The sequence below is a fragment of the Photobacterium sp. DNB23_23_1 genome, assembly GCF_052873815.1.
This window is the reverse complement of record NZ_JBNNXT010000074.1, coordinates 1-7,803: the sequence shown is the minus strand read 5'-3', so window position 1 is coordinate 7,803 and position 7,803 is coordinate 1. Positions and strand designations below refer to the sequence as shown.

Annotated in this window: 7 protein-coding genes; 6 read left to right on the top strand and 1 reads right to left on the bottom strand. The window is 40.9% G+C overall.

Annotated features, from left to right (window positions below; translation table 11 throughout):
* The first annotated feature begins 432 nt into the window (after positions 1-432).
* Positions 433-696, top strand: coding sequence for a hypothetical protein (locus tag ACVA53_RS24550; protein ID WP_446506581.1), 264 nt, complete (start codon positions 433-435; stop codon positions 694-696).
* A 69-nt stretch (positions 697-765) separates the two neighbouring features.
* Positions 766-1,536, top strand: coding sequence for a hypothetical protein (locus ACVA53_RS24545; RefSeq protein ID WP_446506580.1), 771 nt, complete (start codon positions 766-768; stop codon positions 1,534-1,536).
* A gap of 279 nt (positions 1,537-1,815) precedes the next feature.
* On the opposite strand, the gene ACVA53_RS24540 is transcribed toward ACVA53_RS24545, so the two are convergent.
* A complete protein-coding gene (locus ACVA53_RS24540) occupies positions 1,816-2,127 on the bottom strand; it encodes a hypothetical protein (protein ID WP_446506579.1) in 312 nt (103 codons plus the stop codon).
* A gap of 209 nt (positions 2,128-2,336) precedes the next feature.
* Here ACVA53_RS24540 and ACVA53_RS24535 point away from each other — a divergent pair, with 209 nt between their 5' ends.
* Genes ACVA53_RS24535 through cas6f form a run of 4 tightly spaced genes read left to right on the top strand, consistent with a single transcriptional unit; the run spans position 2,337 to position 7,285 of the window.
* Positions 2,337-3,554 carry a TniQ family protein gene (locus ACVA53_RS24535; protein WP_446506578.1) on the top strand — a complete coding sequence of 406 codons (1,218 nt, stop codon included), beginning with the start codon at positions 2,337-2,339 and terminating at the stop codon, positions 3,552-3,554.
* Between the two features lie 5 nt (positions 3,555-3,559).
* Positions 3,560-5,629 (top strand): type I-F CRISPR-associated protein Csy2, encoded by a 2,070-nt coding sequence (locus ACVA53_RS24530; protein ID WP_446506577.1) that lies wholly within the window; start codon positions 3,560-3,562, stop codon positions 5,627-5,629.
* 10 nt (positions 5,630-5,639) lie between these two features.
* On the top strand, positions 5,640-6,677 hold the full coding sequence (gene csy3, locus ACVA53_RS24525) for a type I-F CRISPR-associated protein Csy3 (RefSeq protein ID WP_446506576.1): 1,038 nt from the start codon (positions 5,640-5,642) through the stop codon (positions 6,675-6,677).
* Positions 6,677-7,285, top strand: coding sequence for a type I-F CRISPR-associated endoribonuclease Cas6/Csy4 (gene cas6f / locus ACVA53_RS24520; protein WP_446506575.1), 609 nt, complete (start codon positions 6,677-6,679; stop codon positions 7,283-7,285). The genes csy3 and cas6f overlap by 1 nt, the downstream gene beginning before the upstream one ends.
* Positions 7,286-7,803: the final 518 nt, after the last annotated feature.

Below are 7,803 nucleotides of genomic sequence, written 5' to 3'. Positions count from 1 at the left end.
CATCTGTCGTCTTTAAAACGATGGTTATGGCTGCTTGATATTAGAGGGTGTCGCACTTCGGAGTTGAATTCGGGAGTTAACTCGTTTTTCCCAAAAGTTTTTAATTAAACGTGTCAGTAGCAGAAACTCTGTAATCTAACTCCTAATTTTGTTATGACTAAATTACTATTTAGTAATTTGGTAGCTATTCAACTAGGGCTGCTAGCATGTTGAAACGGTTACCTGAGCGCCAATAGTTGAACTCATAAATCAATATCTAGATGAGGTCTATACGATATAGAAGCCTGATTTATGTAAAGGCCTCTTAAATGATAGCTTAATCACAATCTTTATTGTTCATTTTCAGTATCTTATGTGTGATGGAAAGGTGATAAAGTATAGTTATCACTTTGAACATTTTGTATGTGGCGGTTTTGATTTTGGGAGGCACCAGTGAATAAAATAACGCAAAAGAAGCAAAACCCTGAAGAGTGGTTTAGCTCAGTGGTAAACAACGGTTTGAGCTTTCTAGATTTATCAATAGAAAGGTTAGAAATCTCCCCCAAATCCGCAATAATCGATTTATATACTGCTATCGAGTTATTTTTCAAAGCGAGGCTGATGAAAGAGCATTGGACTCTGATCCTAACGAAGCCAGATATTGCAAATAAAACCAAGTTTGAAAATGGAAATTTCCACTCTGTTTATTTAGAGTAAGCAGTAAAACGCCTTGAAGGTATCTGTGGAGAAAAATTTGAACCAGCAGCATTAAATAATTTTAGAGCTTTGAATGAGCATCGTAATCAATTAGTTCATTTTGCCCATACTGACTTTTCTGGTAGTGACAGCAGTGTTGTAATCGAGCATTGGGCTTCTTGGTATTACTTGCACAACTTACTGACAGATCAGTGGAGTACATACTTTGAAGAATATGAAGAACAATTCGTAGAGCTTCAAAGAAAAATAGCGAAGAATTTAGGTTACTTGAAAGCGAAATTTGATGCCATTTCACCGCAGATTGAAATAGAACGTAAAAAAGGAAATGTAATTTCTGAGTGCCCATCATGCCATTTAGAAAGTGCTCTTGTAACCAAGTCATATGAGTGGGGGCAAGATATTGAATGCATGGTATGTGATGTTAAAAAACTCAAACTTAGAGAAATTCATACAACGATAAATTGTTATTCATGTAAAAATAGCATTGAGTACTTCATGCTTACAGATGAGTTTTGCCCTCATTGTGGTGAAGAGGTTACACCAGAATATGCCTTGGAACAGTATGCAAACCTATATAAGGAAGAGGATCCAGAAGCTTTAGTTGAAGATGGCAGTGACTATATAGCCTATTGCCACACATGTGGTGATAAAGAACCATCTGTAGTAAATGTCGATGGCCTTTGGGTGTGTGTGCAATGTGAGGATCGAGGTTGGGGTGCTATAAGTTGTAATAATTGCGGTAGTTTTGTAACTGGTGATATGAAAAAAATTGAGTATTTTGCATGTCATCGTTGCGAGGACGAAGTGCGTAAATCCATGTTAGCGGACTTAGATCTATGATAGGACAAAATTTAAGAGGGAAGGTTTTAATTTAAAAACGTAATAATTTAGATAGCCATACCAGAGGTAACAAAAACTTTACGAGTTTAGCAAGTGCTATAACTCGGAAATCATATCCAGCTTAGAGCTAGCTGCATTGGCTAACCCAGATCTGTCCGTGCAACGTGAATACAGTTGTATGAAGAGTTGCTCACCACGAAAGCTGAGCCACCTTTTTCATTTGATGAAAGTAGCGAGTCAGACAGTTCAGTATCGATTAGGCAGATGTTCTGTAAACATTTATTGAAACAGAAACTTTGGTATGTCTTCGTTTTGAAGCTGTTTTGCTAAGGCAACATCAACATCAACTATCTCTTTACGGATTTCTTTTATATCCAGTATTAGTTTATGTTTACGCTTGGTGGTCGTATGAGAGGCTATCATCCAACCTATTACCCACAAGCCACAAGCCACAAGCCACAAGCCACAAGTAAAGATAGTGACAGCTAGATGGACAATATGGCTTGTCTTTTCATTGTTATGATCCAGTTCAGCTTGGTTTAGCTCCTGCTGTAACTCGGATCGGTACTTAATCAGCTCTATCTTGTTCATGCTTATTACTTATTTTTGATCAATATATTACAGGTTAGGAGAGTAATGATATTCCCATGCTAAGTTATTTTACCATATTGCACTAGTAGAGCTTTATCTAGAATATTTCTAATTTATCAAATGCTTCAGGTCATTTATCCAATACCTTTTCAGCAAGGTATCTCAACGTCTGCTAACCTAAACTAAGTAATTCTTAGTTTGGGGCGAGTATGTTTCTGATTATACCTGACGAGCTGTACTCTGATGAAGCGCTCGAGAGCTTTCTAATTCGGCTCTATGAAGCTAATGGCTTTGAATCATTTCAATTGCTTAGCGGGGCTATGTGGGAGTGGCTAATTGACAACGACCATCAGGCAGCAGGGGCGTTACCTCGACAGCTTAACCAAATAAATCTTTACCACGCCAAGCATTCAAGTGGGTTCCGCTTGAGAGCCTTTCAGCTTTTGGACTCGTTGCTTGATAGTGACGCAAGACTATTGATGCAGCATGCTTTGCTGCATTCAGCGGTAACATTCTCGCCTCATTTAACCTCAGTATTTCGTGATGGAATACATATTCCGTTGTGTTTTGTTCGAAGTGGTTATACACCTGTTTGTTCTGCGTGTTTAGCTGAATCCTCCTATATCCGACAATTCTGGCACTTAAAGCCTTACCAGGCTTGTCATCATCATGGTGTTGACATGCTCTTCAATTGCCCATCATGCGAAGCGGTTTTGGACTATAAAAAGACAGAACAGCTTACTCATTGTGAATGTGGCTTTGATTTACGCGATGCTTCAACAACAACAGCTTCACCTGAACATATAGCCATTGGCCAACTTGTCGTAGAAGGGGACAATAAGAATGCACTCTCGATTACCAGTTGGTTAGGTGCGTTATTATGGTTCTCAAGATCCCAGCCAAAATATGTTGCCTATAATGCATTTGGCGAGCTTGAGCTTGAACAAGCGGTTCAATATTTTGCAAATTGGCCTCAAAGCTTTGAACTCGATTTAGAAAGTGTTGCAAGTAAGGCCGAAGAAAAGCTGGTGAAGGGGTTCAACCATACACGTTTTTCTGATGTGTTTGGAGAGCTTCTAGTGTCTTCTCGTAAGCTACCATCAAGTGATATTCGACAGAACTTTGTCCTTAAAGCTGTTATTGATTTCCTTCAACAGTTGGTTCGTGACAACCCGAAAATGAAAGAACCCAATATCGCTGATTTGAAGCTCACCGTGATGGAGGCTGCGGCATTGCTAACGACCTCAACAGAGCAGGTTTATCGTCTTTACGAAGAGGGTTATTTACAATCATCAATACGGCTTAAGTTACATTCAAAACTCTCGCCTAATGATGCGGTTTTTTTTCTGCGTCATGTTATGGAGTTACGTTGGTCGGGTATGGCATCTGATTACAGCTCGAATGATGTTTACCTTCCACCATGGTGAAGCCAATGTATTTATCAGAGTTACTGAAAATTCCAGATATCGATGAACGTAACCAATCATTGAGAAAGGCGTTTGCTGCTTATACTGATGTAGTTGATGTGACAGGTTGTGAACAACAGCTCCTGATTATCGCGATTAACCTAACCGTACCCAAGAGCACTGTAGATGACGTACTGGATAGGGCTTTAGCAAAGTCATTGTTTAATAATGAAGAGCATTTTAACCTCTGTATTGATGAGGTGCAGTGGTTTCATACCCACAACGTAAAGTATCCAGATTGTCGAGTGAAAGGGCAGCGTATTATCGCTCAAAGACAAGAAAAGGTTGATGGTGTCCTTGGTAGCTCAAATATTATTGAAGCTTTGGGTTGGTCTAATAATAGCTCTTGTGTTAATCCAGCAAAATTCTTTGCGACACGCTTTATTTGGTATGGTTTAGAAACATCATTACTAGATGTTTTTATTGAAAATACTGCTGATTGGCGTACTAATTTTCGAACTTTAGGTATAACAACAAAACAGTTAAAAAAGGTAATGACAAGCTTTGCTGAATGCCATTTATCTAATGTTTTCCCGTCTGAAGTCAGTGATTACTCGAAACAAATTCGAGTGCCATATCAGGAAGGTTATTGCGCTTTAACGCCAGTGGTAAGTCATAGTGTTCAAGCGAAAATTCAGTCAATGGCATTTAAGCGAGAGGTTAGGACAACCAATATTGAACATAGTCACCCTGCAAATGTTGGTAGTTTAGCGGCATCACTGGGTGGCAATATCAGGGTATTGAATTACCCACCCAATGTTGCTCATAAATCAGCAAAATCATTTGCAGAATATAAAGGTGGCAACACACAAAGTGTTTTCGATCACTCTGTAATAAAAGAGAATCGGTTTTTGAGTGCATTAAGTAGAATTGCTGGTGAGAACCCCGCATCAACCTTGAGGCTGCGGAGACAATTACGTGTATCGGCATTACGCTTTATTCGGAAACAATTGGCTTTGTGGTTAGCGCCAATGATGGAATGGCGAGATAGCATTGAGGCTGGGGCATTAAATATTACAAAGGTTGAAACATTGGAAGAGCGATTGTTATACCTGCCTCTTGGACACTTGCCTGATGTACTCAGTGATTTGAATGCACGTTTTCACAAGGCACTACAATACCATCACAGAGGTGCACGGTATGCTTTTCATCCTGATGTGTTATACCCCGTTAAGCAGCAGCTACGGTGGACTCTTGATTACATCGCGAAACAAGATGATGTTCCCGTAATAGAACCCGAGACAAACTGTGCTTATTTGCACCTTCAGCAATTGAAGGTTCATGATGCTTCGCTACTTTCTAACCCTTATGTTGTAGGCATTCCCCCTTTAACCGCTTTAGGGGGATTAATGCATAACTACCAGAGAAAGTTGAGCGCATTGATTGGCTGTGAATGTTTAATTAAACGAGGTGCTTGGTTTATTGCTCAATACAATCGACAACAAGGTAAGAAGCTTCCTGAGCCGAGTAAGTTGAGGTATCAGAAGAAAGCCTCAGATGTTCAGCGTTCAGGTATCATTGATGGGGTATACGGTGATCTAACCATGAATTTGGTTCTTGAGATTCAGTTACCTGAGTCAGTATTAATTCCCGATATTTCCCTTTTACAAGCGGCTTTCCCGTCTCGATTTGCTGGCGGTACACTTCATCCTCCTTCACTTTTTGAGCGGACAGATTGGTTATCCGTGCATTCGAGCAGAAGTGAGTTATTTTCAGTTTTATCTCGCTTACCGCGTAGTGGTTGCTGGATCTATCCGGAAGACAAAGGCGTTAGTTCATTTGCTGAGCTGGCGGCGCGTTTAGAGATAGAACCCGAATTAAAGCCAGTTGGACTTGGTTTTATACCGCTTGAAGAGTTAAAGCCCCGTATTGGCAGTATCGCGTCCTACCATTGTTATGTTGAACCTTGTATCGGCGTGGCTCAGTGTATAAACCCCATTAATGTTAGGTTGTCAGGCAGCCAGAAATTCTTTCAGTCAGCCTTTTGGCACTTTGATATTACAAATAACGCTATGCTTATGAAAAAGGCTCTTTGAGGTAAGCGGTATGCAGATATGCCGACACTTAAACTATGTGCGATCCCTTTCTCCGGGTAAGGCCGTGTTTTACTACCAGACCGCTGAGTGTGACTTTGTGCCGATCAAAGTCGAAACGAATAGGATCAGAGCGGCAAAAAGTGGCTTCACGGAAGCTTATGATAGAAATCAGCAGATTAAAAACTTGGCTCCGCAAGATCTTGCTTACAGTAACCCCCAATGCATAGATGCCTGTTATGTCCCGCCAAATGTACCAGAGATTAACTGCCGCTTTTCGCTCAGAGTTGAGGCGAACTCATTACAACCGGATGGGTGCGAAGATGAAAAAATACGAAGGTATCTTACTAAGTTGGCGTTAATTTATGCTCAAGTAGGGGGTTATCAAGAACTGGCTAGTCGTTATTGTAAAAACATTTTGATGGGGACATGGCTATGGCGAAATAAGCATACGTTGGGTACACAGGTTGAAGTGCTGACCTCAAACGGTAACAACTACGTAATTCGCGATGTTAGGCACTTAGATTGGTCTTCAGCTTGGTCAGAAGAAGATCACAACATGCTGAATAGTTTGGCGTCAGAGATGGCAATGGCACTGTATGAGCCTAAGCAATATTGGTTTGCTGATATCAAAGCAATATTGAAAACGGGGTTCTGTCAGGAATTACACCCAAGTCAGAAGTTTCTTGATAGTCATGAGCAAGGTGAGTCGTCAAAGCAGTACGCTACAGTGGGGTGTGCCGATGGTAATCAGGCTGCGTGCTTCCATGCAGAGAAAGTAGGGGCAGCTTTGCACTTCATCGATGACTGGTGGGATGCAGAGGCGGATAAACGATTAAGAACGCATGAGTATGGCGCTGATCGAGAATATCTGATTGCTCGTCGCCACCCAGTAAAGAGACAAGACTTTTACTCGCTACTGACGCTAACGGCGGTATTTATACGACAGTTACGAAGTGTAAGAGATCGTGGCGGTGATATTCCACCTCAAATTCATTATGTCATGGCTGTGTTGTGCAAGGGTGGGATGTTCCAACGAGGAAAAAATTAATGAATAATCGGTTTTATTTTGTTATTCGTTATTTGCCTGATGATGTTGATGAAGGGCTGTTAGCTGGTAGATGTATCAGTATTTTACATGGGGTGTTGTCATCAGAGCAGAATGACATTAATGGTGGTATTGGTGTCTCTTTTCCGCAATGGAGCAATGAATCTCTAGGGCGTACTATTGCGTTTGTATCAAAAAATCGGCAGCATTTAGAACAGCTAAGCCAGCAACGATATTTTAAAAGTATGAAGGAAAGTGATTTCTTTGATATCTCTATAGTAACACCTGTGTCGACTGATGTGTCTGAGGTTCGTTTTAGACGTAATCAAGGGATCGCAAAATGTTTCGTTGGGGAGAAGCGTAGAAGGCTAGCAAGGGCAAAGCGAAGAGCAGAAGCTAGAGGGGAGTATTTTAAACCTCAGTTGAGTGAGTTAGAGCGAGACGTTGATCACTTTCATCGCGTATTTATGATGAGTAAGAGTAAAGGGACAAAGTATCTACTTCATATTCAGAAAGATACCAATATCGGTCAGCGTTCAAGTCAGTATTCCCAGTACGGTTTGGCAACAAATGAAGAGCTTGATGGAACCGTACCTGATTTAAGCGTGTGAGCCCCTTTTTTTAAGGTTAATTTCTTGGCCTTTAAAATCAATTAGTTAAAACAGGTGAAAATAAAAGGGTATTATGGCCTATTTGCTTGTAACTAACTGTAAGTTCAAGGTATATCGTCTAAACTTTGTAGTGACCTGCCGCATAGGCAGCTGAGAAATACTCGCCAAGGCCATCCGCGAGCAGCTTGTTGTGACCTGCCGCATAGGCAGCTGAGATAAGGTCTGGAAGTAATCACCCGCAACAGGCAATATTAGACCTGCCGAAGAGGCAGCGTTTTTTTAGGCACCCCAGCGAATGCTGGGGTGTGTTGTATACTCTATATCCGATCATTCCATAATAGTAGCACTCTTCACTTCAATAACACCTGATACGTTAGGATTATCCGCACTGAAATACTGCATATGTATAGCAAGATTATCTGGCGTTAAATCTGGAACTAGAGTAAGCGCCCCATAAACACCGCATTCTAATAGCCTCAGTCCCCAATTATGATCTTACTTCACCAACACGGAGGTAA

What these genes read in the sequence shown, in the direction of transcription:
- ACVA53_RS24540 (WP_446506579.1), bottom strand. Translation starts at nt 2,127, where the DNA reads ATGAACAAGATAGAGCTGATTAAGTACCGATCCGAGTTACAGCAGGAG.
- ACVA53_RS24535 (WP_446506578.1), top strand. Translation starts at nt 2,337, where the DNA reads ATGTTTCTGATTATACCTGACGAGCTGTACTCTGATGAAGCGCTCGAG.
- ACVA53_RS24530 (WP_446506577.1), top strand. Translation starts at nt 3,560, where the DNA reads ATGTATTTATCAGAGTTACTGAAAATTCCAGATATCGATGAACGTAAC.
- csy3 (WP_446506576.1), top strand. Translation starts at nt 5,640, where the DNA reads ATGCAGATATGCCGACACTTAAACTATGTGCGATCCCTTTCTCCGGGT.
- cas6f (WP_446506575.1), top strand. Translation starts at nt 6,677, where the DNA reads ATGAATAATCGGTTTTATTTTGTTATTCGTTATTTGCCTGATGATGTT.